The following is a 26,111-nucleotide window of genomic DNA, read 5'->3' as shown; positions in this document are numbered from 1 at the left end:
GTCAATCAGATAATCAGGCAATCTCAACACGACCTTTTCGGATTCCAGACTGCCATCGGCCGGCCCTACCAAAACGGTCTCCCCCCCTCCCCCCTCCCCCTCACTCCTCATCCCTCACCCCCCGGTTTCCGCCCATCCGATAAAGGCCGGTATCGCCTATTTCCCCTTTTTGGATTCTCCCTTTTTTGAATTGAACAGCTCTTTCTGGTAGGCCATCCATTCATCTAAGTTCGTCTTTATCGTCTCCAGCTCCTCGTCGCTGTCTATATCCAGAGCCGCTCCCCCGTAGTAGGTTATTGACGTTTTTGCGCTGACGCCCAAAAGGAGTCCCACCGTATTCTCAATACTGGAAAGGGTTACGAACTTCCTGATAAAATCAGACAACCATCCGAATCTCCTGTTTGTCAGGAACATACAGGCCTGGAGGACGGCAAACTGGTAAAACGCCTTATATGTCCCCTTTTCCGTCCTGAGGATGGTAAAGATAAGCTTGATAATATCTTTCCACTCCCTCTGGTGACGGTACTCGTACATCTTCTGAATATATATCTTGTTCCTTACCTTGAACAGCCTTCCGAGATGCAGGTTGTTGTGACGCCACTTAATCTCTCTGGCGTGAAAATACGAGTGCCTGATCCCCGGTTTGTTCTTTTTAGGGTAGTAAGGCATAAGAAAATGATCCGGCGTTATCCCGGCGATGTAATCGAACCTGTCGATCTCGGCGTTTTCAAAGAACTCGTCTATCTCATACGATGTCAAAAGGGGTATGTCGCCCGAAAGGGCGAGAACCGCTTTTTCCTCTTCGGGTGTATTGAGGTAGGTGTCGGGATCCACCCCCTCTTTATATCCTTCGATTGTATGGAGAAAACCGTGCCACACGTTCTCGATGAGATTATCCCACTGTTCCAGGACGGTTATCTTTCGGTCCTTGATTCTGGCTAAATCGGATTTCAGCGCTTTTTCTATCCGTTTTTTCGGGCCGACGATCAATATGTTGCGAACGTATTTTGAATCCAAAAGGGCGGAAAGGACATAACTGAGAACCGGCCTCTCATTTATGGTAAGGAGGGTCTTGTTTCCCCCCTTGATGTTTCGACTCGCCCTTCTATCTCCCGCCAAAATTAAAGCATCGTATAACTTACTGGAACCACTGTTCATTTTTAACCGTACTATCCATAGCTTTTTTGAAATATACCAATCTGCTCCCGCGTAGTCAAGAAATTTATAGGCTTTTTATTGACAAGCCTCCTTTTTGTGGTAAATTCATAAAGTAGCCAAGCGGACAAGCGACCTGCGGCAATAAACAAGTTTTAAAAAAAAGGTTTTTCATAAATAAAGACAAGGGGATGGTAATCAGTATCAGCATAAGGATAGAAAGATATGAGCGATGTTAACGCAGGGCTTATCGGGGCCGGGCTATTGGGTCTGACGCACGCCTTTTGCCTCAAGGCGATCGGCGATGCAGGCCTTTTTGACGTTGAAGTGACGAAGGTCTACGACCCCAACCACTCGGCGGCCGACTCCCTCGTCGAGAACATGGGGGTAAAAAAGAGGGCGGACTCCGCCGAGGAGATATTCGGCGACGACAGGATAGACACTATCTACATCGCCACGCCCACCATCTATCATAAGGATTACGTCGTCAGGGCCGCGGAGAGGGGGAAAAACGTCTTCTGCGAAAAGCCGCTGTATATAAACTATAAAGGCGCCAAAGAGATGGCCGCCGAGGTCGAGAGGGCGGGAGTGGCCGGGGGGGTGGGGCTGGTGATGAGGTACTCCCCCACCCTGAACTACATACTGGACAAAATGGAAAACTTTGACGCCGGCAGGCCGATACTCTTTTCGATAAGGGACGACCAGTGTCTGCCGATAAGGGGGCTTCACCATACGTCTTGGCGTTCCAACAAGGAGTTGTCGGGCGGGGGGACCTTAATCGAGCACAGCATCCACGACATAGACCTCTTCGGTTGGTTTTTCGGAGATATTGTTGTCAAGGACGTCGAGATAAAATACCACCCGAAGTACAAGGGGATCGACAACTACGTCAGGATAGTGATGGGCCTTGGGGGCGGCGGCAACGGCAAGACCGAGGGGATATTGACCTCCGTCTGGCACGACATGGTGGGAAGGGCCTCGAACCGCCGCATCGAGTTGATCTTCGAGAGGCTTTTTATCGGAACCGATCACGACTTTCTGGGGCCGGTGGAACTGACCGAGGGGGACGGCGAGACGCTGTGCGTCAACGCAGACGAGGTTCTGTCGATTGCCCTAAAAAGGCTCGGCATTGAAGACCCGAAGGCGGAGGCCTTCTTCAAGGGCCTCGACTACAAGACCTTCGGCGCCTACACCCTCGAGGACTACTTCTTCATAAAGGCGGTCGCAGAGGGGGGGAAGTACCAGCCGGGCTTTGACGCCGCCGTCTCGGCCCACAGGCTCGTCGAAGAGATATACAATAGGGACTGATTCCGTCGGGATTCATGCTTCTTGAAAAAGGGGGGCTGAGAAATGGGAGTGCGTCCGATTAGAAACGGCACTGGGAACGCAAGGGGTATCAAAGGGGCGATTTTTTATCTCGTTGTCGTCTCGGTCATCGCCCCCGCCCTGTCGCCAGCATTGAAGGCCCAGACGAATGCGGCTCCCCCCTTCGAGATGACGGTTAAGGCAGAAGAGATTCCGCAAGGCTACGGGCTGAGAAACGTCCTCCTCATGAACCCGGGGGATATGGAGAGATGCGGACTCAAGGGTGGCGAGACGGTAAGGGTGTGCAACAAGGAGGAAAGCGGAGCGAAAGACTGCGTCACGCTTACACTCGAGTACGGCGTCGGGGTGGCCTCCGGAACCGTAATGATGGATACACAGGGGCTCACCGCCCTTCGGCTGTCGCCCGGGGATCGGTTCCTCATGGAGCTTACATTTCCATGATATGGCGGTGGACTATCTTCGACATCTCAATGACCCAGAAACAGGAATATGGAAAAGATTAAATCCAAGATAAACGACCTGGAGGGCTTCAAGGAGCTGGTGGTCAAGAGGCTCGGCGATTTTCAGCCGAACTTCCTTGGGCGCCACGAAGAGATTATGGAGGAAGAGAAGAAGGGGGTGCGCCATTTCACCTCCGGCGTTATTCTTCCGATACACTTTTCAAACAACGAGGAAGCACCCAGATTCATCCTGACCAAGCGGTCAAAGCGGGTCGTCCAGCCCGGTGACCTCAGCTTTCCCGGCGGCCACATATCGATGATCGACAGGCTGCACGGCTTTTTCATAGCCAAGGGGATCTCGCCCCTGGCAAGGGGAAGGGGGTTTGATGCCGGGTGGAGATCTAAAAAAATGGGGCGCAAAAGGGGGCGCGGCAGGGGGGAAAAAAGGATTGCGGCGAACTACCTCGCCTGCGCACTTAGGGAGACCGCCGAGGAGACCGGATTTCCCATGAGGAAGATCGATTATTTGGGCTCCCTCCCTCCCTACGGCATGATGTCGTTCAGGAGGGTGATCTTCCCCTCCGTCGGCGCGATTACGGGGGAATTGAAGGAGAGGCTCAACTGGGAGGTCGAAAGGATCGTCTCCTTCAATATTGAGGAGATGCTCAACCCAAAAAACTACTTCTGGATAGACTTCGACGTTCCGGAGGACTTGAAAAAGGCGAGCAACAGGGAGGAGTGGAAGTTCCCCGCCCTCATTATCGAAGACTCGGTGGGGCGGGAGATACTCTGGGGGGCCACATTCTACATCATCCTCTCTTTCATGTGGATCGTATTAAATTTTACGATGCCGGAGATACCACAGGACAAGGTGATCAAAAAGGATATACCCGAAAACTACTTCACCGGCGGCTTCAAAAAGCTCCTCAAGGCGGGCTTCGAGCGGGAGGGGAAGAAGTAGCGAATCAACACCGGCTTCAACCGGTAAAAAACGCTTTCATTTATAAAGTCCGAAGTCTTTGTATCGATCCCATTGCAAACCTGAGAAACGGGGGTGGATTGTCCTCAGAAATCCGCATCGACAATGTCCGAGTATGGTTTCGTCGGGGAGGTGTCGTCGAGCTTGGCTACGATGAACCGATCCCCGATCCTACGCCTCCCCGTGTCTGACAAGAAAATATTTACCATCCGTCTTTTCCCTTCTTAATTAAGGAGTTGAACTCCCCCTGGGCTTAAAAAATCCCTTAAATAAAAGCGATTCGCCGGCAATATTTTGTGCCGCCGTTACGTCTGACATAGTAGACAAACCTCCGTCATCCTTCACGGTCTTTAACAAAAGCGATAGTTTATCGGTCTGCCGTTATGGCCATAATCTCCTTCCCAATTATCCCGGCCCATGTTATCATATAGAAGTATTTATCCAAATATCCCATCATTCTTTAAACAGCGGCCTGAAAAAATTATCGCGTTGAAAAAACGAGAAAAAAATATGAGTAAAAGGAAAATCAAGATGAAACTACTTATCCCCACCTTGATCTTGGCGGCCTTCGCCGTTGTCGCCCTTGCAGTCGCCTACTATCAGGGGGAAGGCAGACTTGTCGAGGGATTGAGACGCTCCATGAACCTGACAATAATGGTGATTCCCCTGATCTTTTTTGCGCTCCTTCTGGCGGGGATGATTCAGGTCATTGTTCCAAAGCAATTTATAGCCGACTGGCTGGGCAACCAGTCCGGATTCAAGGGGATAATGATGGGGTCTCTTCTGGGCGCCCTGACGCCCGGCGGTCCCTCGGTAACGCTTCCGTTGGCGGCGGGATTTCTTGGGGCAGGCGCAGGCATCGGGACGATGGTCTCGTTTCTCACCGCATGGTCGATAATGAACATCACCCGGATGCCCTTCGAGGCGGGGATTCTCGGCTGGAAGTTCACGCTTATACACATAGCCAGCTCCTTCTTCCTTCCGCCCCTGGCGGGTTACGCCGCCCACATCATGTTCAAGGGGGTCAAGCTGGATTTCTTCCTATGATTCTTGGAGCAATTATCATGGTGATTGAATTAAAAAACGGATAAAACGTCAATCTTTGAGGGAAAACTAAGAAAGTAACCTAAAGAAAGATATGACGATTTAACGGAGGCGCGCTTTGTGTCCTCCTTTTTTCTCCCCTCAATCGCCTCCAAATCGCCCCGCAATTGACCCATTCACAGCCCATATTTTTTGGGGAGTCAAATAGAAAAAGAAGAGGAATATCCGGTTATTGCGTGCCCGATCTGTAGGGAGAGACGTCAGTCTCGAAAACAGAATAATCGGTTAATCCTTGAGCGGATTTAGAGAAGGGTTTCGATGACAAGTCTCTTCTTTTTACTGTTTCCCTATCCCTAAAGCTATTTCATCCGTTATACCTTCTGGTCTGTAGTTGTCTTACCCTCCCTCAATATCCCCTTAAGTATTTTACCGGAGGCGTTCCTGGGTATTGCATCCACGAATTCTACATAACGGGGCGCCTTATAACCGGCGATATGTTTCTTGACCCAGTCAGACAGCCCCTTTCCCGTCACCTCCATACCGGGCTTTTTTATCACGAATGCCTTTACCGCCTCGCCCCATTGTTCATCAAGGATTCCGATAACCGCCGCATCGGCCACGGCATCATGGCTGAGAAGAACGATCTCCACCTCCTGGGGATAGACGTTCTCCCCACCCGTCTTTATCAGGTATTTCTTCCGGTCAACCATCTTGACGAGTCCGCTCTCTTCCATAACAAAGAGGTCTCCGGTATGATGCCATCCGTTTCTCAGTGTCTCCTCGCTTTCTTCCGGAAGATTCCAGTATCCCTGCATGATGGGCGTCCCTCTCAAACACAGCTCTCCGACCTCACCGGGAGATACGTGATTGTCATCATTGTCGGCGATCATGAAATTAAAGAAGGGCATTACATAACCGTAGATCGACGGGTCTTCTCTAATCATATCGGAATCAACCCAGGTGACCTTGCCTCCCGACTCGGTCTGGCCGTAGATCCCGAAGTATCTGGCCCCTAAAAGCTCCTCTACGTCATTTACCATCTCTAACTTTTCCCCGCCTGCGCCGCCGATGAAAACCTTGAGAGATGAGACATCGGTTTTTTTTCTGGCCTCGTGGTAGAGGAAATAGGTGGAAATCCCAGGCACAAGAAACATGACGGTCACTTTATACTTTCCTATTAGTTCATAGAGCTTTTCCGGGTCAAAGTCCGACGTAACAACGACGGTGCCTCCCAGTTGGATCTGGGATACGGCTGTGCCGAATCCCGCGACATGGAAGAGGGGGAGAAATGCCAGATACACATCATTTTGCCCCATCCCGAAACAAGAAGCCATATTTATCGCATAACCATTCCACGTCCGCTGGGGTATCATGCACCCCTTGGGCTTTCCGGTAGTACCGCTGGTGTAGAGAAGCATGAAGAGATTCTCGCCGATTATGTCATCGGATAAGGTAACATCTTCCTTTTTCGTTTCTACAAATTCATCAAAGGAGACCCAGCCGTCGGCCGCCTTGCCCGATTTGAACTTCAGCTTTATCGAAGATAATCCCTTGATGGCCTCGTTTGCATTATCGATATAAGAGTCGCTGGTGTACATGGCCTTTGCCCCTGCATTATCGATAATAAAATTCAGCTCGCTCGGAGTGAGCCGCATATTCAGGGGAACGATAACGGCGCCTATCCAGGCCAGGGCATAGAAGAGCTCAAAATAGAGCTTACTGTTCTCCGAAAGACATGCCACCCGGTCGCCGGCGTTAATGCCTTTTTGACCAAGCCACCATACCATGCTGGAGACCCTGTCGTACAACTCGCTGTATGTACACGATTCTCCGCTTGTCCCATCTACTATCGCAACATGATCCTTTCGGCTCATTGCCAGTATTCTCAAAGAGTAACAGAGAGGAAGCGAATTGAGGGCGTTTACCTCGTCTCCCATGTATTTTGCCATGACCTACTCCTATAATTTTTTTTCACTATAATTGGAGCATGGCTTATTGTCAAGAGTATAAAACGTTTTTGTGGCTGCAAAACGTTTTATTTAAAGTGGGAAAAAATTTGTTTTTCAAATTCCTGTCAAAGACCCGCCGCTGCGTATTCCCCGACGAGGCGATCCTCGCCTTCAGGGTCGATGACAATGTGGGCACCCGCATAAGAGAGGTATTGTTCGACGACGCCGGGAAACACCGTCCCATATCACCTTGACAACAAGACACTCGTATGCTACGTATATGTAAATTTCCTTAACAACGATTCCGCTTACGAACCGCTCTCTTCTGGTCAGCCATAAATGGAGGCACGCCATGCGCAGCAGAATATCCCGCAGGGCATTCCTGACCGCGGCCGGAACCGCCTCCACGGCCCTTGCGATCCCCGGCTTGGCCAGGGGATTTTCCGTCCCCCGCAGACCCAATATCGTCCTGATCCTCGTGGACGACCTGGGATGGGCCGATCCGGCATGTTACTGCAGCCCCTTTCACGAGACGCCGAACATAGACCGACTGGCGGCGGAGGGCGTCCGCTTCACCGACGCATACAGCGCCAGCCCCGTCTGCTCCCCCACCAGGGCGGCTATCATGACCGGCAAAAATCCGGCGCGCCTCGGGATCGACAACTGGATAGCCGCCAACTTCCCGCAGCATCTCTTCCAGCACTTCGTTCCCTCCTTGAGGACGGGCCACCCGGACGACATCGGCGGCAAAAAGCCCGCACACCTCAAACAGCCCATAAACGAGGAATACCTGCCATTGGAGGAGACCACCATAGCCGAGCTTATGCGGGACGCTGGCTACGCCACCTTTTTTACCGGGAAATGGCGCCTGGGCGACGAAGATTACTACCCGGACAGGCAGGGATTCGACGTAAACCTCGGAGGGCTCAAGTGGGGCCAGCCGCCGTCAGGATATTTCTCTTCCTACAAGATCGAGACCCTCCCGGACGGCCCAAAGGGGGAGTACCTGACGGACCGCCTGAACCGGGAGGCCGTCGATTTCATAGAGACGCACAAGGATGCCCCATTCTTCCTGATGTTCTCCCACTACGCGGTGCACACGCCGCTGATGGGAACGGAAGAGATTGTGAAAAAATACGAGGAGAAGTCTGCAGCGCTGGCAGATAAAGACCGGATAAAGGAAATAGACGGCGTCACGACCCGCATCGTCCAGAGCGACCCGGTCTACGCCGCGATGTTAGAGAGCGTTGATCGGGGCGTGGGAATGATCACCGAAAAGTTAGAAGAGCTTGGGCTTTCCGAAAACACCTGGGTGATCTTCACCTCCGATAACGGTGGACTCTCCACTAAAACCACCGTAACATCGAACGAGCCGCTCCGCTACGGCAAGGGTTGGCTCTTCGAGGGGGGCATCCGGGTGCCGCTGATCATCCGGGGACCGGGGGTTAAACACCCCGGGAGCGTTGTCAATGATATGGCCCACTCCTGCGACCTCTTCCCCACGATCCTCCAGGCGGCGGGGCTCCCTTTAAGGCCCGACCTGCACATCGACGGGGAGGGGTTGATGCCCCTTGTTGCCGGCACCGGCATCCTTAAGCGGGAGACCCTCTTCTGGCATTTTCCCCACTATCACAGCGACGGCCACCGTCCCTCCGGGGCGATCCGACATAAGGACTTGAAGCTGATACAGTTTTACGAGAACGGCCGGACTCGGCTCTACGACCTCGCCAACGACATCGGCGAGCATAACGACCTCTCCGATACGCATCCCGAGGAGGCGCAAAGGCTCCTTGCGATGCTAAACGTATGGCGAGTGGACATCAACGCCCGGATGCCGAAAAAGCGCGGGAGGCAGTAATTGATAAATGGGGGATTATTCTCTTTGATTCAAGAGGGGTGGGGTTAGTTTCGGTTTACGTAGAGCGGACGGTCACGTTGAATGAGTCCAGCATGTTCTCGATGATATGGATATGATATGTAAAAAAGAGGGGGAAACAAATCGAGGGATATGTTGATCAGATTTTTTTCGTAAGACACATGAGGATGATCGCAATCCGTTTGCCCGAATGTTTACGGGATTAGAATAATAACCTAATACCAAAGGCGGTATGAATATGAAGACAGCAATGACAGCGGCCTCGGCCCTGCCCCACTTCTCTTTTGTCAGGCCTTTCGCCCTCCTCATTGTTTTTACACTTTTAAGTATTTACGCCGTCGGATGCGGCTCCACCTCCGGGGGCACAGAGGAACCCATCTCAAGGCTCGGGGTTGTCCTCTTCGAGTTCAAGAGCGGCGGAGCAAATTATCTATCTGGACACGATCCCTCCGGGCACGGCGAGTGGATCGTGACATTAAAGGCCCCGGACAAGTTCTCAATGACAAAGAAGATCGGGGAGAAAGAGACCGACCGGGGCAGTGTGAAATTGACGGAGGACGAGAAGGTCAGGCTGTGGGGGATGATCGACGCGGTCGATGTGGTCAACCTAAAGTTCCCCCACCGGGACGCTTCCCCCGACGAGGTCATCCTGACCTTCAGGGTGGACGACAACGTGGGAACCCACATAAGGGAGGTCTTGATCAATGATGCCAGGGAGAGGGAGGCGGTGGTGGGTCTTATCGAGTACATCGGGACCTTGATCGAAAAGTACGCAGGGGAAAAGCCGGTCCTCATGTGATTCTTCACCCGCGGCCGACATAACCTTATCGATGAGACACCATTGCCTTGAACGACGGCCTTAAACCGCGGCGACACCGCCCGATTGCGCGGGATCGGAAAATATGTTATACTTATAAAAGTGTGTCGATCTTCAGGCTACTCTCTAAAGCGCGGTGAGACAGACTTCCAAACCTGCCCAAATCAAATTCAAATCGACACATACCCGACCGCATTGTGTGCTTAAAGTGTTTGAACATTTTTAAAGGCAAAGGAGTATAACAATGAAAGGATTTACCAAGCCGGCCCTGATAGCTGCCGTCATCGCGGGGATCTCCTGCGTGGTTTTTTTCGCCCCCTCATTAAAGGCCCAGGACAATGTCACCACCGTAGTCGACGCAAAGATCGCCACCATCGAGATCACCGAGCTGACCGCCGAAGAGGCAAAAGGAATCCTCTTCATGCGCGAGGAGGAGAAGCTGGCGAGGGACGTCTACCGGGCGATATACGACAAATGGGGAATAAGGATATTCAGCAGTATCACGGCAAGCGAGCAGACCCACATGGACGCACTGGAAAAGATAATCAAACGCTACGGTCTTAAAGATCCGGTCTCCGATGACGTCCCGGGCGTTTTCAAAAACGATATGCTTGCAGATCTCTACACGGAGCTTATCGACAAGGCCGGAAAATCTCTAAACGACGCCCTTATCGTCGGGGCGCAGATCGAGGAGCTGGACATCGCCGACCTCAAAAAGTGGATCGAGGCGACCGACAACGACGACGTAAGGATCCTCTACCAGAACCTGATGAAGGGCTCAAGAAACCACCTGAGGTCGTTTAACAGGCAGGTCGAGCGGGCCGGGGTCAAGTACACCCCCGCCTATCTCAACGCCGATCTCTTCAACCGGATAGTCACGAGCCCCCGGGAGAGGGGCGCTATATTAGATCCCGATTACACCTTTTGAGAGGCCGCTCGCAGCCCGTTCTTCCGAGCCCTCTTGAAGACGCTTGAATGGACTCTCGGCGGGGAAGTTTTTTAATGTGGAATCTCAAGTAATCAGCTTCAGATTATTTACAGACTTTTCAACCTCGACGGCAATTTCGTTGCAAAATTACTCATAATATTGTACAATTACCGAGCGCATTATTATTGAAAATTTTTTATTAAGGAGAACGGACTTATGGCCAGACACGCTATTACCGCGGGCGCACAGATTGAACCCGTAGGAATTGAACAATACAAAAGCGAGAAAAGATCGGATCGCTTTGCCCGCATAAAGGAAAATATCCTGTCAAGTAAAATGCATCTCTGCACCGAGCGCGCCTGGCTCATCACTGAATATTTCAAAAAATACGACGATCCGAAGGAGCCGATGATAATAAGGAAGGCGAAGGCTATAAGACACCTCCTTCGCAACAAGTCGGCCAAGATATTCGACGACGAATTGATAGTCGGAAACGTGGGCAGCCACAGGAAGTCCGCCATAATCCAGCCGGAGCTCTCGGGGGTCTTCGTAAACCAGGAGCTGCTCTGGATAGACAAGAGAGAGACGACCCCCTTTCAAATACCGTGGTCGGAGAGGCTCAAGTTCATCTTCCGGATAATTCCCTACTGGCTTACCCGAAACATGATAATCAGGTCGTTTTTCCCGGGAAGGATCGGCCACTTTTTGCGCTATGTGGTGGATCAGCTCTCCCCCACCTTCTACCTGATAAACGTCGCCGGCGGGATAGGCCACTTCCTCCCCAACTACGAGAAGATGGTCAAGATCGGCATAGAAGGCTACCTCAAGGAGATGGAGGGGATGGACGGCGACCTCCACAGGGCGTGCCGGATAGTCTCCGAGGGGCTTGTCGATTTTGCGGAAAACCTCGCCATAGAGGCGGAGAGACAAGCCGCCGAAGAGATGGACGAGACAAGGATTTTCGAGCTTCACGAGATCGCCCGAATATTGAGAAAGGTGCCCAGGGAGGGGGCCGAGACGTTCCATGAGGCGGTGCAGTCGTTGTGGCTGTCACATCTTACCGTCTGCCTCGAGGGGATAAACTCCGCCGTCTCCCTGAGCAGAGTCGACCAGTACCTCTACCCCTATTACAGGCGCGACATGGCGGAGGGGAGGATTACCAGAGAAAAAGCCGTGGAATTCCTCCTCTGCTTCTCGGCAAAGGCCACCGAGCACGTCTTCCACCTCTCGGAGACGATCAGCAAGTGTCACGGCGGCTACCTCGTAGCCCAGGCGGCCGTCGTCGGGGGAATGGACAGAAACGGCAATGACGCAGTCAACGAACTCACCTATGTCTTCCTCGACGTGATGGAGCGATCGGGACTTCGCGACCCGAACTACCACGCCCGCACCCACAAAGGCTCCCCCAAAGAATACGTCAGGCGGGCGGTGGAAGTTGCGAGAAAGGGAAACGGCGTCCCGGGCATCTTCAGCGACGAGGCGGTCATATCGTCCCTTCTCCATCACGGCTACCTCCTCGAGGACGCAAGGGACTACGGGATCGTGGGGTGCGTGGAGCCGTCAATTCCGGGAAAGAGCTTTCTCTCCACGGACACAGCCCTCTTCAACCTCCCCATGTGCCTCATCTTTGCGCTGAACAGGGGCAGGACGCTGAAACGGCGGGGAAAGAAGGTCGGCGCCGACACCCCGCCCCCGGAGACCTTTACCACGATAGAAGATGTCATTGGCGCCTTCCGGGAGCAGGTGGAGCACATGGTCTTGAGGATGGTCAAGGACCTCGAGGTTATCGACGGCGGAAACCGGGACTTTCACCCCACCCCCTTCTCGTCGATGTTGGTGGACGGCTGCATCGAGTCGGGACTGGACATAACCGCGGGCGGCGCCATCTACAACGGGAGCGGAGTCCAGGGCGTGGGCGTGGCCGACGTGGCGGATTCGCTTGCCGCCATAAAGGATGCCGTCTTCGACAGGAAGATATGCAGACTTCCGGAGTTAGTTACGGCGATGAGGGACGACTTCAGGTCGAACCCGAAGCTGAGGGTCGAGCTTCTCAAGACGCCTAAATACGGAAACGACCAAAAGCTCCCGGACGAATACGCCGATCTCGTTGCCAATATCTACCACGATGTGGTATCCCGATACAAGAACGTCAGGGGGGGACAATATGTCCCCGGCTTCTACTCCTCCACGACCCATGCCTCCTTCGGCGAGAAGACCCCCGCCCTCCCCAGCGGGAGGCTCAAGGGGATGCCCTTCGGTGCGAGCCTTTCCCCCGCGAACGGGATGGACAAATGCGGCCCAACGGCGCTTTTGAACTCCGTTTCCAGGGTGGACGCGAAGCTCGCCGCCAACGGCTACGCCACAAACCTCAAGTTCGATCCCGGAACTCTTTCCGGGGAGAGGGGAGTCGAGATCCTGGGGGCGCTCACAAGGGGCTTCTTCGAGTCCGGCGGGATGGAGCTGCAGATCAACGTCCTCGACGCCGATACGCTCTTGGACGCCCGTAAAAACCCGGGGAAATATCCGGGCCTGGTCGTCCGCGTCGCCGGTTACTGCGCCTACTTCGACGATCTCCCCAACATCGTCAAAGACGAGATCATCGCGAGGACCCGCCTGAGCCTCCATTAGTCGATCGGCCTCGGTGACCTATTATTTGAGATATAGTTTGTTGGATAGGGATGTGTGCGGGGGGGGGGGGAGATGCTTTCACCCCTCACTCCTTAACGGCTCAACTTCTTCCACCCTATTTCCGCACCGTACACGACAATCCAAAGGCGCAATCCGGGATTGTTGCGGAATTGGATTTTTGCGGTACGTATCGGCTCGAAACAGTGCTGTTCTCCAAATTTATATCCCCCGTCTATCCCTATCGTCCGCTATTCGATCCGCCGTCCTTTGCCCTGCATCCTTCGCATTAAGTCCTTCGAACTAATATCAAATTCAAATCTCGGAACGAACCAAATCCAAAAAATCAAATATTTTGTCAGAGAAAGGCCACATTTTACCTTGACAAAGGATTATCGAAACTATAAACTTTTTGACTGACAAGTCAATCTACGGGGTTGCCCCATGAATTTCAATGGAGCGGAAGCCCGGTGAGAAAAGATAGATATTTAAGGAATACAGATTGCCTAAAAAAACCGTAAAAGCAAACAACAACAACGAGGACTCGACGGACAAGACGACGGTCATCCTGGATGCCGCCATAAAGGTCTTCGCGGACAAGGGGTACTTCGGCGCCCGGGTCTCCGATATCGCCAACGAGGCGGGCATCGCCTACGGTCTCGTCTACCACTACTTCGACAGCAAGGAAGACCTGCTGTTATCGATCTTCGAGACCCGCTGGGAGAACTTCCTGTCCGCCATAAAGAGGGTGATCGAGACCGAAGACGACCCGAGGGAGATGGTCAGGGGGCTTATCTCGTTTTTGTTTCATTCGTATAAAAACAATCCGAGGATGATCGAGGTCATGATCATAGACGTCGTCAAGGCCTCCCGGTTCTTCAGCGGGGAGAACGTCCGCCACTTCAAGGACGCCTTCGATCTCATCACGAAGATAGTGGAGATAGGCCAGAGCCGGGGCAAGTTCAACGCCGACATCGACCCGACGCTGGCCGCCTACGCCATATATGGATCGGTTGAGAGGATAATGCTGAAGTGGATCGTGGACGGCGTGAGGTCGATTACGGCCGAAGATGCGAAGAGGGCGACCGACATGCTGACCGCCACGCTCCTTAACGGGCTCTCGGTCTGCCCCGCCGAGAAATGATCGGGGCCTGCTTCAAGAGCCGGAGATTCAAATTCCAGGGGAAGCGGGGCTTTAGAGGAGGGAGGTATTTTCATGGATTGGGTGAGACTTAATATCGATAATTCGATGGTTTTTTAAAAAAGTCTGTTTTGAAAATCGCCCCGTAATCTATATATAGACTGTTATTGATTTATAAGGAACAGCTAAAAAGGAGGGTTTCATGGATTTCACCTTTACGGATGAACAGCTTGCTTTCAGAGATCAGGTGCTTAAGTTTTCCCAGAACGAGATCGCCCCGTATGCGGAGGAGTACGACGAGAAGGGCGAGTTCTGCTGGGAGGCGTGGAAGAAGATGGGGGAGTTCGGGCTGCTGGGGCTCCACTTCCCGGAGGAGTACGGCGGCGCGGGATCGGACGTAGTGACTGCGTGCCTCGCCTCGGAGGCGATGGCGGAGGGGGGCGCGGACGGCGGCCTTACCCTCTCCTGGGGCGCCCATACGTACCTTTCCGCCGATACTATTCTCCAGCACGGAACCAAGGAGCAGAAGGACAGGTATCTCCCGAAGATGGTGACCGGCGAGTGGGTCGGCTGCATGGGGCTCACCGAGCCGAACGCTGGGTCTGACGCCGCATCGATAGCGACCACCGCGGTCAAGAAGGGCGACCGCTGGGTCTTGAACGGGACAAAGATGTTCATCACAAACGGCCCCATTGCGGACGTCTGCGTGGTCTATGCCTCCACCGACAAGGAAAAGAGACACATGGGGATGTCCGGCTTTATCGTGGAGAAAGGGACAAAGGGATTCGGCGTAAGCAAGACGTTGAAGAAGATGGGGGTCAAGACGTCCACCACGGCCGAGCTATTTTTTGACGACTGCGAGATACCGGAGGAAAACCTCCTGGGGACCTTAAACAACGGCTTTCCTATGGCCCTCCAAACCCTCGAGTGGGACAGATCCGCGCTTCTGGCCCCCTTCGTCGGCGGAATGGAGTATATCCTGAAGGAGAGCGCCCGCTACGCAAAGGAGAGGGTGCAGTTCGGCCGCCCCATCGCCAAGTTCCAGGCTATCCAGAAGAAGCTCGCCGACATAAAGTGTTTTGTCGAGGCGGCAAGGCTCCTCGTCTACAAGGTGGCGTGGAACAAGGACCAGGGAATGGCCCTGAACCACATGGAGGCGGCGGTGGCCAAACTCTACATCGGCGACTACGGAATGGCGGCGATGTCGGACGCCGTCCAGATCCACGGCGGTTACGGCTACATGCACGAATACCCGGTGGAGCGCGCCTTCAGGGACACCAAGCTCGCCCAGATCGGCGGCGGCACATCGGAGATTCAGAAGATGATCATCTCAAGACTCCTCATGTCATAGGGAGGGAAAAATGGACTACTCACTTTCAAAGGAACAATTGGCGCTTCAGGAATCTTTCAGGAAGTTCTGTGAAAAAGAAATAAGGCCCAATGCGGATTTATTGGACAAGGCCGACCACGACAAGGGCGTGGAGATACTCAAGGGAAATTTCAAGAAGCTCGCCCAGTTCGGATACACCGGCCTCTTTCACGAAGAGAAGTACGGCGGCACGGCGAGGAACCTCCTCACCCAGTCGATAGCCCAGGAGGAGCTCGCAAGGGTGTGCGCCTCCACCTACCTTTCAATCGGCGGGAGCGTTGGACTCTGCGGCATCCCAATCGCCCTTTTCGGCACCGACAAGCAGAAGGAAAAGTACCTCCCGAAGCTCATCTCCACCGAGATGATAGGGTGTTTCGGGCTCACCGAGCCGGACGCGGGATCGGACGCCATCAGCGTCAAGACGACCGCCGTCAAGAAGGGGGATAAGTGGGTCTTAAACGGGACGAAGATGTTCATCACCAACGGCCCCATTGCGGACATCGCCGTCGTCATGGCCAAGACCGACAAGGACGGCCACAAGGGGAGAGACGTGAGCTCCTTCATAGTGGAGAAGGGGACAAAGGGGTTTTCCGCCGGAAAGCCCCTGGACAAGATGGGCTACCGCGGCTCCCCGACCTCCGAGCTGATCTTCGAGGACTGCGAGATCCCGGCCGAGAACCTCCTCGGGGTTGAGAACGAGGGCTTCATACAGGCGATGCAGACCCTCGAGTACGGCCGGGTCGGGATGGCGATGGTGGCGCTGGGAATCGCCGTGGCCTGCATGGAGGAGTCGATAAAATACTCCAAGGAGCGTCAGCAGTTCGGAAAGCCGATCGGCAAGTTCCAGATGGTCGGATTCAAGCTCGCGGACATGAAGACGCTGATAGACGTCTCGCGCCTCCTCATCTACAAGGCCGCGTGGCTGAAGGACAACAAGAACCCATCCGCCGCAACCATGGCCTCCATCGCAAAGCTTGTGGCATCAGAGGCCTCCACCAACATATCCAGCTGGGCGGTTCAGATCCACGGCGGCTATGGCTACACCAAGGAGTATCTTGTGGAGAGGCTTTACAGGGACGCAAAGCTGGGTGAGATCGGCGAGGGGACCTCCGAGATCCAAAGGGTATTGATCTCCAGGGACGTCCTTGCGAAGTATTAAGGGAACCCGTGAGGGAACCCGGAATAAGTTTTCAAATGGCTCAAAAAGGCGGGGCAATCCCGCCTTTTTATGTAAGGATAAAGATAAGTTGGAACCGAGCTTTATCATCCGGCCCGCATCGAAAGAGGATGCAAAGGGAATCTGCAACGTCCACCACAGCGCCGTAAGGGCGCTCTCCGGCGGGCCTTACGACAAGGATACCCTTAACGCCTGGCACGACGCGATGACGGTCGAGAAGGCCGCGGAGGCTGTGGAGAAGCCGGACATGCTCGCGTTCGTTGCGAAGGAAGGGGGTGAAGGGGGCGCGGTCATCGGCTTTGCTCTCTTGCAGAAGGGGCTGGTCAACGCGATCTACGTCCACCCCCGCTTTCAGGGGAAGGGAGTCGGGTCGGGCCTCCTTGCCGTACTCGAAGGGGAGGCGGTCTCTTCGGGGGTAGGCTCTCTAACGCTCAACGTCTCCTTGAACGCCCGCCAGTTCTACGAGGGACACGGATTTCGCGTTGTCAGGGAGGACGTGACCCCGCTAAACGAAGAGGTAAGCATTGCGTGTCTCGTAATGGAAAAGGAGCTGGAGGTTGAGCAAACGTTGACGGAAACCGTGATAAGGAGAATGACAATGGCCGACCTCGGTGCCGTAACCTGGATCTACAACGAGGCGGTTTGCACGACCACCGCCACGTTCGACACGGAGCCCAGGTCTCTAAAAGACCAGGAGGAGTGGTTTCTGGGGCACGGCCCTAAGCACCCCGTCCTCGTATCGGAGGTAGGGGAGAGAGTCGTCGGCTGGGCCTCCCTATCAAAATGGTCCGACAGGGGCGCGTACGCGGGAACGGCGGAACTCTCCGTCTACGTCGAAGGTCGGCACAGGGGAAAAGGCGTAGGAAGGAGGCTCGTCACGGCGGTCGTCGAGGAGGGAAAGAAAGCTGGCCTCCACACCCTGATAGCGAGGATCGCCACCGGAAACGACCGAAGCATAGGCCTCTTCAAATCCCTCGGCTTTGAGGAGGTCGGCACGTTGAGGGAGGTGGGGCACAAGTTCGGGAGCTACCATGGCGTGATATATATGCAGATGATATTTGATTTCTTTCGTCCGGATTAAGGGAATAAGGCGATGGAAAAATCGGAAAAGAAATTTGTCCCGGCCGCTCTGTATTTGACGGCGGCGGTCGTCGGCCTCCTCTTCCCCACACACATGGTCGAGGGATGGATTTTTCTTTCAATCCCGGCCGTTTTCCTCGCCCTTATAACGCTCTTTTTTTACAGAAGACACATATCCCTCTTCGGTCCCACCCTTTTCTTCCTCGTGGCCTACATCACGAGAACCCTCCCCTTTTACACGCTGGGATTGATGTTCGCATTTCCCATAGCCCTCTACCTGATCACGATTCGGTTTTTTAAATCTCTCTGGAGAGATGAATCGCCCCCCTCTTTTGGGGAGGTCGGTGAGATAAACAAGACCTCGATTGTTTATGGACTTGTCGTTATCGCGGTCAGCTCATCCGCCCTGATCCTCTGGTATTGGCTTTTCGATCCCGACATCGAGGTCTTCACGCAATATTTTCCGGACGTGGAATTATTGAAGCTCCTCGTCGGGGGGGTCGTCTTTGCCTTCGTGAACTCCATAGTGGAGGAGGTCGTCTACCGGGGGATACTGTGGAATGGCCTTGAGGAAATTTTCGGGAGCGTCCATGCGGTGATCGCGGTCCAGGCGGTTATCTTCGGCGTCATCCACTACTGGGGTATACCCAACGGGATTTTGGGCGCCGTCATGGCGACCGTCTACGGCCTCTTTATGGGCATCATACGAAACCGCGCCGGTGGTCTCTTGATGCCGATACTCGTCCACACCTTCGCCGACATGACGATCTTTCTGATCCTCCTCAACATCGTCGGCAGGATTTAGGAGCGGACCCCGACGCCTTTCCGTGTTTGAAATAAACGGGGACAAATCGTGTCCGTTTAAATGACGCGGAATTTTCGTTTTGCTTGAAGCCTAAAGCCTCTTTTATCACGCACCTTTATCACGCGCCTTTAATAGGATACTGCCGCGACTTCTTCGTTCGCCCGCAATGACGGATGTTTTTAAGTTATGCCGAATTCCCCAGTTGGTGCCGTATCCTTGAATCACCGAGACGAAAATTTATCGAGAAATGTCGCGATGGCGAGATGGCGAGACGGACGGATAGATATTCCCCTCTTGCTCTCATCCTATGATGAACTTAACGATCAGGATCAACGCTATGCCGCTGAAGACGGTGATTATAAGGTTTTTCGAGATGTAAGCCACAAGAAATGTCAAGATGCCCGCAATGAGGTAGGGGCTGTCGTAGGTCAGGGCGAGCCTTCCCTCCGGGGCGACCACCATCGGGGCGACGATTGCGCTAAGTACGGCCACCGGCACAAACTTCAGCGCCCTGACGACGAACTTCGGCATCCCCTCGTCTTTTTTCCCGACGAGGAAGAACGCCCTGGTGAGATAGGTGACTATCCCCATTCCGACCATTGTAAGCAGGTTTGATACGTGGCTCAAGCTTTCCTCCAACTACCTTATGCCAATCTACAACTTCGTTTTACAATCCATTTTGTCAGACATTGCTCTTTACTCCCCATCCCCGTCCCGCGAAAAGACGGCGCCGACCCCGCTCGCAGTGAGGGCCGCGATCAGGATGTACCAGCTCCCCGGAATGAAGAGATATGACAGGACCGATGCTACTGCCGCAAAAAGTAGCACGAGAAGCTCCACCCTCCCCTTCACCATCGGCACAAGGAGCCCGACAAAGCCCGCAACGATGGCGAAGTCTAGCCCCAGTCTCTTCGGGTCGCCGAGGATGTTTCCGAATACGGCCCCCATAACCGTTGAAACATTCCAGGACGCCCATCCCGCCAGCCCCGACCCGATAAGGTAATCCCGGACGGACTCCCTGTTTCCGGAGTCGTACCAGGCCGAGGTCACGGCGAACGACTCGTCAAAGAGGCAGTACGCCGCCAAGGCCCTGGGGAGCATCTCCTCCTCCTTTATCTTTCGTGACATGGAGGCGCCCAATATGAGGTGCCTGAGGTTGATTATGAAGGTCGTCCCGATGATCGCCCAGGGACTAGCCCCCGTCGCAAATAAAGGGAGGGAGCAGAACTGGGCCGCCCCGGCGGAGACGACCAGGCTCGAAAAGGACGCCTCGAATATCGTCAGCCCCGACTTTATCGCCAGAACGCCGTAGATAATCCCGAAGGGCAATACCGAAATAACTATCGGGAGCGAATCCACGGCGCCCTTGACCATCTTCTTTTTGTTGAAGGCTCCCATCCTTAAACCACCTTTTTCAGTCGACATCCTCGTCCCGCGAGAAAACGGCCCCGACAAGGCTCCCAAGGACGGTGGCGACCAGAATGTACCAGTTACCCGGGATGAAAATATATGACAGTACCGAAACGATTATCGCGTAGAGAAGGACCAGAACCTCTACCCTCCCCTTCACCAGCGGCACCAGAAGCCCGATAAATCCCGCGACAATGGCGAAATCGAGTCCCAGTCTCTTCGGATCGCCCAGGACGTTCCCGAATAACGCCCCCAGGATCGTCGCGATGTTCCAGGACGTCCAGGCGGCAAGCCCCGACCCGATAAGGAAGTCCCGGGCGGACTCCCTCTTGCCGGAGTCCCACCAAGCCGAGGTCACGGCGAAAGACTCGTCGATCAGTAAGTACGAAGCCGCCGCCCTGGGGAGCAGCTCCTCCTCCTTTATCCTTCTGGAGATGGAGGCGCTCATGATGAGATGCCTGAGGTTGATGATGAACGTGGTCCCGATGATCGCCCAGGGGCTAACCCCCGCCGCAAACAGGGGAAGGGAGCAGAACTGGGCGGCCCCGGCAAAGACCACAACGCTGGAAAAGCACGCCTCGTATATCGTGAATCCCGACTTTATCGCCAAAACGCCGAAGACAATGCCGAAGGGAAATATCGATATGACTATCGGGAGGGAATCTACGATGCCCCTGAAAAAATTCTTTCTGTTAAAGGCTCCCATCGTCGATGACCATAATCCTGTACAATTACACCAACCAAATTTCGGGAATTATATTATAACGTCGTCTCATACACAAGGAGATTTTTTTATAATCTTAGCAAAGCATTGAACAAAAACATCAAAACATTATCCAAAATCAACATTTAATATATAGCCTATTAATTAATGGCTAAAATATATCTTGACATTATATCCGAATACTTTATAATGTCGGTAACACTATTGTTAGTGTTTGTAACATTGTATCGATTATTTGCAGGGAGGAAAAAATGAAAGAGGAGATTGCAAAGAACGATTACTATGAAATGTACGTTGACGAAAACAAAAATCGTTATTACTCAAAGCTAAAAGGCTTCTGGCAAAAGGCCTCGGAAGTTCCAAATTATATTGATGACAACAAGAAGGCGCTGGACCGGCTTTCTCCCGGTTTCACATTGCTGGTCGACAACATAGACGTTAAGCCGCCCGCACAGGAGTGCATGGATCTTCATGTAAAGGCTGTGGAAATGTGCAATAAAGCGGGAATAGGCGAAACCGCCTTAATCGTTAATCAGATGATTGTCAAATTTGCGGGCGGAAGGGCATTAAGAGAAGGCGGCATTGAAGAAAAGTCAAGGCAGTTTAACGATCCCAAAGAGGCCGAGGATTGGCTTGACGGTAAAAATGTCTAAATGTTCTTGACTATTTCCAACTGGTATTCTATTCTATGATATCTGTTGTGTATAGCATTCCAGTTGCGTTGAAATGCCGAAAAACCGAAATATCAATCATGGCAATTATGGCGAGATTGGTTATTTTAAGATCGCGCTGCTCACCATCTTCGCCATTCTCCTGACCTTCTGCCTCGTCTTCCTCTCCGCCGGGAGAATAACCTACTGGCAGGGGTGGGCCTTCTGCGGCATTATCCTTCTGATCACCGTTTTTCAGATCGCCCTCTTTTCCGACGAAATCGATCTGGCAAAAGAGAGGCTCAAGCCCGGGCCGGGAGTGAAGTGGTGGGACAAGATATTTTATGCCCTCTTTAAGCCCGCCTTTCTCGCCGTTATAATCCTTGCGTGCCTCGACGCCGGGCGCTACGTCTGGTCGCCAAGGCTCCCCCTGATAGTCTATACAATAAGCTACCCCCTCTTTCTCCTCTCGATCTTCATGCTGATCTGGGCGATGAAGACGAACAAGTTCTTCTCCAGCATGGTCAGGATACAGAGCGACCGGGGGCATTTCGTGGTAACGGACGGCCCATACCGCTACGTCAGACACCCCGGCTACACCGGCGGGATATTGATGGCGGTCACCACCCCCCTTATCCTCGGCTCCCTCTGGGGACTGATTCCCGCCGGGGCGGTCGTGATTCTCATCATCGCGCGAACGGTACTTGAGGACAGAACCCTAAAAAAAGAATTGTCAGGTTATGCCGAGTATGCTAAAAAAGTAAGATATAAGGTTTTTGCCGGAATATGGTAGAAATGAAAACTCCGGTGGAATATTTATAATCTTTTTTTTTAACTATGGAGGCATTATGACTATCGGAAATATCGTGGCGAGAAACGCCATACAGTTTCCCGACAGAGAGGCCCTCGTCTTCGAGGACCTGCGCTACACATGGAGGGAGCTTAACGACCGCGTCAACGGCCTTGCGAACTCCCTCCTCTCCCTGGGTCTTAAGAAGGGGGACAAGGTCGCGATGATGTCGGAGAACATCCCGGCAATGGTGGAGGCTAACTACGCCCTGGCGAAGATCGGCGTCGTCTACTTCCCGGTCAAGACGAGGCTCCTCCCGCCGGACATCAGATACCTGATCGACCTGTCTGACGCCAAGGTCTTGATCTACCACGAGGAGTTCGCCGAAATGGTGGCGAACATGAAGGGAGAGCTCCCCAAGGTGAAGACCTATCTCCAGGTGGGAGGTAAAAAAGCGAAATTCGCACAGGACTACGAATCTTTCTTGAAAAAAGGCAAAAAGGTCGAACCGGACGTGGAGGTACTGCCGGACGACCTCTATATTTTCCTCTGCACCGGCGGAACCACCGGCGTAAGCAAGCTGGCCATGCTGACCCACGCAAACGCCCTGTGGGCGGTCTACACTACGATAAACGTAATGAACATAACCGAGGAGGATGCCGGGATCCAGGTTCTTCCCCTCTTTCACGTCATCATAGACAACTGCCTGAATTCGCTCATGGCCGCGGGCGCAAAGGTCGTCCTCCAACACCGCTTCGACCCGGTCCAGTACATGAGAAACGTATCCGAGGAGAAGGTCACCATCGCCATGGTCGTCCCGCCGTTTCTCTTCAACTGGATCATGGCGGTCCCGGAGGCGATAGCCTACGACATCACCCACGTCAGGGCCTTTGCGACCGCCGCCGCCACCTTCCCGGACGACCTCAAAAAGGACGTCAAGAAGTACATGCCGAACGCACAGATGTACTACACCTACGGCCTCACCGAGTCGAGCGGCGGAAACGCCACGGTCCTGACGCCGAACATGATCTTCGAGAAGGCGGGCTCCATCGGCGTGATAAACCCGATTCTAAACTACAGGATCGTGGACGACACCGGAAAGGAGGTCAAGATCGGTGACCCCGGCGAGCTGCTTCTCAAAGGGCCGTCGGTAATCTCCGGCTACTACAAGCGGGACGACGAGACGAAGGTCACCTTCGTTGACGGCTGGCTCCACACGGGAGACATCGTCAGCCGCGACAAGGACGGCTTTCTCTACTTCGTCGACAGGAGGAAGGACATGATAAAGACGGGGGGCGAAAACGTCTTCGCCAAAGAGGTGGAGGACGCATTTCTCACCCACCCGAAGATTCAGGAGATCGCTGTCTTCGGCCTGCCGGACGAGAAGTGGGGGGAGAAGATCCACGCCGCCGTTGTCCTGAAGCCGGGCGAGGAGGCAACCGAGGAGGATATGATGGCCTACGGAAAGGAGAAGCTCCCCGGCTACAAGAGGCCGAAGGTGGTCTACTTCCTCGATGCCCTGCCGAGGAACCCGAGCGGGAAGGTCATGAAGTACAAGATGAAGGATGAGTACAAGGAGTAAGGTGGCAGGAGGTTTTTGAGCTTCAGCTGAAATAGGGTGGCTGAAGTGTGGCTTGGGCCTCAGATTTTAACGACAAAAAAAAGAGGGGAGACCTCTCCGGGCTTGTGGATAAGGGGGTTAATCCCCTTCGGGCTTGTGGACAAGGGGCTTAAGCCCCTTGTCTTCTCTTTCTTTAACATGGCACTATAATAACAAAGTCCTCGCTAAAAACGAGGACTTTATCAGCGGTCTGGGAGGGGGAATCCCCTCCTTTTTCTGTTTAGACAATCACTACTCACCTGCCATGGCATGCTCGCATACGGCATTTAAAATAGTCTTCGCTCTACTATCGGTAGGATTTTCCCGAAATACCTACGCCCTCGGGTTTCGGAAACTGACGCGGGTGTTACATGGGGGAGAATTTACAAATCATGTTGAAGCAAATATTTGCTTTCTCAAACTCACGTTGAATTCACTGTTTACATATCATAGATTTTACTGAAAACAAACGGATATCCGGTTCTCCTCACCCCCTCAAATCTACTCCTTCTCCCCCTCCATCATCGTAAGCTTCGCGTCCACCTCCTTGGTCAGCTCCCTCATCGCCTCGTCGGAGATCAGCCCCTGGCCGTAGGCGTCCTTCACCGCGTCCTTCTCCACCATCAGGAGGTGCCTCCTGACCGATATCAGCTCCTCCTCCTTCAAAAAATCCTTTTCGAGATGGAGTTCGGAAAGCCCCTTCTCCAGCGTCTTCGACCTTTTCCTGTACTGCTCCCTCAGCCTCTTGTAGACGCTCGGCGATATCTCCTTCCTCTTCGCCATCGTCTCGATCTCCTCCATGACCCGGCCCACGGCGGAAAGCCCCCCCCTGTATTTCTCGTACGTCTCCCGTTCCTTGGTGGGGCCGGTTACGAGACCGAGGCGCCTCAAGAGCGGCCTCATCGTCATCCCCTGCCCTATCAGCGTCAGGAAAACGACCCCGAACGTCATCGAGAGGATCAGCTCCCTGTAGGGGAAGTCCTTCGGCAGGGAGAGAATCAGCACCATCGAGATGGAGCCCCTTATTCCCCCCCAGACGAGGACCATCGCCCACCTTAAGGAGACGTCGTTTCCGAGGCGGTTGACGATGGGCCTCGTGAGATATATCACCATGAGCCGGGATACCAGCACCGCCCCCCAGGCGATGAGGATCGGGACGATGTTGTCGAGGAGGTTTGCAAAGGTAAGCTCGATCCCGATCAATATGAAGACGATGGAGTTGACCACAAAGACCACGTACTCCCAGAACGACTCGACCGCGAGCTTCGTCGTCGGGGACATCCCGTACTTCGTGCCGAAGTTCCCGCTCATCATTCCGGCGACGACAACAGCGATGACTCCCGAGACGTGAAGCTCCTCCGCCACGAGATACGAGCCGTAGGCTAAGATCGAGGTCAGAGTGATCTCGATCAGGTGGTCGTCCACCTGGGCGGTCAGTATGCTCATGAAAAGCCCAAGGCACGCCCCCACGGCTATCCCGCCGGCGACGACGATTACGAATTTCTGGAGGCCGGCGCCTATCCCGATCCCGCCGCCGTTTATGGCAGCCAGGACTATGGTGAAGATCACGACCGCGGTGCCGTCGTTAAAGAGGCTCTCCCCCTCGATCACCACGGTCAATTTCCTCGATATACCGAGCTTCTTGAAAATAGCGAGCACGCTTATCGGGTCGGTCGCGGAGATGAGCGCGCCGAACAGCAGCACGGCCCCCGTGCTCACGGCGACGGCCGGCTGGCTCCACCCTAGCCCCAGAAAGACGATCCCCGCAACGACGGCCATCGTAAATAGGACGCCCGGGACTGCAAGGATCACGATCGTCCAGGCGTTTCTTAGAAAGTCTCTAATGTCGAGATGAAACGCCGCCTCGAACAAGAGCGACGGCAAAAGCACGAAGAAGAGTATCTCCGGGGTGAGGTGGAGATCGGGAAGGGCGTGGAAAAAGCCGAGGGCGAGCCCCACGATGACGAGCGCCACTGTGTAGGGGAGCTTTATTCTCCTTACAATCATGGCGACCGACGTTACGACGATCAGGAGCGCTATTATCTCCCTTTCGATGGCGAGTTCCAATTTTTTCCTCTAAAAGACTATTAATCTTATGTAGAGGATTTTATCCGACAACATGGTTCATGTCAACGGGGTTTTCAATGCGGAATTCTGTTAATACCTTGTGCTGACTAGACATGATTGACAAATCGAAAAGTGAGAAAGGTGTATTCGACCATAAAA

The 26,111-nt window shown here is 53.7% G+C and carries 23 protein-coding genes; 17 read left to right on the top strand and 6 right to left on the bottom strand.

Going from position 1 to position 26,111, the window contains the following annotated elements; translation table 11 throughout:
- Positions 1-156: 156 nt before the first annotated feature.
- Complete coding sequence (locus JW984_00295; protein ID MBN1571618.1) at positions 157-1,119, bottom strand: nucleotidyltransferase family protein; 963 nt, start codon at positions 1,117-1,119, stop codon at positions 157-159.
- A 261-nt stretch (positions 1,120-1,380) separates the two neighbouring features.
- Here JW984_00295 and JW984_00290 point away from each other — a divergent pair, with 261 nt between their 5' ends.
- The 4 genes from JW984_00290 (at position 1,381) to JW984_00275 (ending at position 4,947) form a co-directional block, all read left to right on the top strand.
- A complete protein-coding gene (locus tag JW984_00290) occupies positions 1,381-2,463 on the top strand; it encodes a Gfo/Idh/MocA family oxidoreductase (protein MBN1571617.1) in 1,083 nt (360 codons plus the stop codon).
- 42 nt (positions 2,464-2,505) lie between these two features.
- Complete coding sequence (locus JW984_00285; protein MBN1571616.1) at positions 2,506-2,922, top strand: hypothetical protein; 417 nt, start codon at positions 2,506-2,508, stop codon at positions 2,920-2,922.
- A gap of 48 nt (positions 2,923-2,970) precedes the next feature.
- Entirely contained in the window at positions 2,971-3,882 is a 912-nt protein-coding gene (locus tag JW984_00280; GenBank protein ID MBN1571615.1) for an NUDIX domain-containing protein, read from the top strand.
- Between the two features lie 528 nt (positions 3,883-4,410).
- Positions 4,411-4,947, top strand: coding sequence for a permease (locus tag JW984_00275; GenBank protein MBN1571614.1), 537 nt, complete (start codon positions 4,411-4,413; stop codon positions 4,945-4,947).
- A gap of 368 nt (positions 4,948-5,315) precedes the next feature.
- On the opposite strand, the gene JW984_00270 is transcribed toward JW984_00275, so the two are convergent.
- Entirely contained in the window at positions 5,316-6,893 is a 1,578-nt protein-coding gene (locus JW984_00270) for an AMP-binding protein (GenBank protein ID MBN1571613.1), read from the bottom strand.
- Between the two features lie 107 nt (positions 6,894-7,000).
- On the opposite strand from JW984_00270, the gene JW984_00265 reads away from it, so the two are divergent.
- The 10 genes from JW984_00265 (at position 7,001) to JW984_00220 (ending at position 18,711) form a co-directional block, all read left to right on the top strand.
- A complete protein-coding gene (locus tag JW984_00265) occupies positions 7,001-7,147 on the top strand; it encodes a hypothetical protein (GenBank protein ID MBN1571612.1) in 147 nt (48 codons plus the stop codon).
- Positions 7,148-7,245: 98 nt separating this feature from the next.
- Positions 7,246-8,751 carry a sulfatase gene (locus JW984_00260; protein MBN1571611.1) on the top strand — a complete coding sequence of 502 codons (1,506 nt, stop codon included), beginning with the start codon at positions 7,246-7,248 and terminating at the stop codon, positions 8,749-8,751.
- 256 nt (positions 8,752-9,007) lie between these two features.
- Positions 9,008-9,568: a hypothetical protein gene (locus JW984_00255; GenBank protein MBN1571610.1), complete on the top strand. Its 561-nt coding sequence runs from the start codon at positions 9,008-9,010 to the stop codon at positions 9,566-9,568.
- 262 nt (positions 9,569-9,830) lie between these two features.
- A complete protein-coding gene (locus tag JW984_00250; GenBank protein ID MBN1571609.1) occupies positions 9,831-10,514 on the top strand; it encodes a DUF2202 domain-containing protein in 684 nt (227 codons plus the stop codon).
- Between the two features lie 216 nt (positions 10,515-10,730).
- Positions 10,731-13,142, top strand: a complete 2,412-nt coding sequence (locus JW984_00245; protein ID MBN1571608.1) for a formate acetyltransferase — start codon at positions 10,731-10,733, stop codon at positions 13,140-13,142.
- 499 nt (positions 13,143-13,641) lie between these two features.
- Positions 13,642-14,283, top strand: a complete 642-nt coding sequence (locus JW984_00240) for a TetR/AcrR family transcriptional regulator (protein ID MBN1571607.1) — start codon at positions 13,642-13,644, stop codon at positions 14,281-14,283.
- Positions 14,284-14,482: 199 nt separating this feature from the next.
- Complete coding sequence (locus JW984_00235) at positions 14,483-15,631, top strand: acyl-CoA dehydrogenase family protein (protein MBN1571606.1); 1,149 nt, start codon at positions 14,483-14,485, stop codon at positions 15,629-15,631.
- Between the two features lie 10 nt (positions 15,632-15,641).
- On the top strand, positions 15,642-16,808 hold the full coding sequence (locus JW984_00230) for an acyl-CoA dehydrogenase family protein (GenBank protein ID MBN1571605.1): 1,167 nt from the start codon (positions 15,642-15,644) through the stop codon (positions 16,806-16,808).
- Positions 16,809-16,896: 88 nt separating this feature from the next.
- Positions 16,897-17,907, top strand: a complete 1,011-nt coding sequence (locus tag JW984_00225; protein MBN1571604.1) for a GNAT family N-acetyltransferase — start codon at positions 16,897-16,899, stop codon at positions 17,905-17,907.
- A 12-nt stretch (positions 17,908-17,919) separates the two neighbouring features.
- A complete protein-coding gene (locus JW984_00220; protein ID MBN1571603.1) occupies positions 17,920-18,711 on the top strand; it encodes a CPBP family intramembrane metalloprotease in 792 nt (263 codons plus the stop codon).
- Between the two features lie 300 nt (positions 18,712-19,011).
- Here the strand turns inward: JW984_00220 and JW984_00215 are convergent, their stop codons facing one another.
- The 3 genes from JW984_00215 to JW984_00205 form a co-directional block, all read right to left on the bottom strand.
- Positions 19,012-19,338, bottom strand: coding sequence for an AzlD domain-containing protein (locus tag JW984_00215; protein MBN1571602.1), 327 nt, complete (start codon positions 19,336-19,338; stop codon positions 19,012-19,014).
- A gap of 69 nt (positions 19,339-19,407) precedes the next feature.
- On the bottom strand, positions 19,408-20,136 hold the full coding sequence (locus JW984_00210; GenBank protein ID MBN1571601.1) for an AzlC family ABC transporter permease: 729 nt from the start codon (positions 20,134-20,136) through the stop codon (positions 19,408-19,410).
- Positions 20,126-20,827, bottom strand: coding sequence for an AzlC family ABC transporter permease (locus JW984_00205; protein MBN1571600.1), 702 nt, complete (start codon positions 20,825-20,827; stop codon positions 20,126-20,128). Before JW984_00205 ends, JW984_00210 begins: the two co-directional genes overlap by 11 nt.
- Before the next feature lie 269 nt (positions 20,828-21,096).
- Between JW984_00205 and JW984_00200 the strand changes: the two genes are divergently transcribed.
- The 3 genes from JW984_00200 (at position 21,097) to JW984_00190 (ending at position 23,867) form a co-directional block, all read left to right on the top strand.
- Positions 21,097-21,498, top strand: coding sequence for a hypothetical protein (locus tag JW984_00200; GenBank protein ID MBN1571599.1), 402 nt, complete (start codon positions 21,097-21,099; stop codon positions 21,496-21,498).
- Between the two features lie 73 nt (positions 21,499-21,571).
- Positions 21,572-22,288 (top strand): isoprenylcysteine carboxylmethyltransferase family protein, encoded by a 717-nt coding sequence (locus tag JW984_00195; protein MBN1571598.1) that lies wholly within the window; start codon positions 21,572-21,574, stop codon positions 22,286-22,288.
- Positions 22,289-22,343: 55 nt separating this feature from the next.
- Positions 22,344-23,867: an acyl--CoA ligase gene (locus JW984_00190; GenBank protein MBN1571597.1), complete on the top strand. Its 1,524-nt coding sequence runs from the start codon at positions 22,344-22,346 to the stop codon at positions 23,865-23,867.
- A gap of 519 nt (positions 23,868-24,386) precedes the next feature.
- Here the strand turns inward: JW984_00190 and JW984_00185 are convergent.
- Complete coding sequence (locus JW984_00185) at positions 24,387-25,952, bottom strand: Na+/H+ antiporter (GenBank protein ID MBN1571596.1); 1,566 nt, start codon at positions 25,950-25,952, stop codon at positions 24,387-24,389.
- Between the last annotated feature and the right edge of the window lie 159 nt (positions 25,953-26,111).

The organism is Candidatus Zymogenus saltonus, from assembly GCA_016929395.1.
In the GTDB taxonomy this organism is placed as follows: Bacteria; Desulfobacterota; Zymogenia; order Zymogenales; family Zymogenaceae; genus Zymogenus; species Zymogenus saltonus.
The sequence above is the reverse complement of the archived record's forward strand: the minus strand, read 5'-3'. Positions and strand labels throughout refer to the sequence as shown.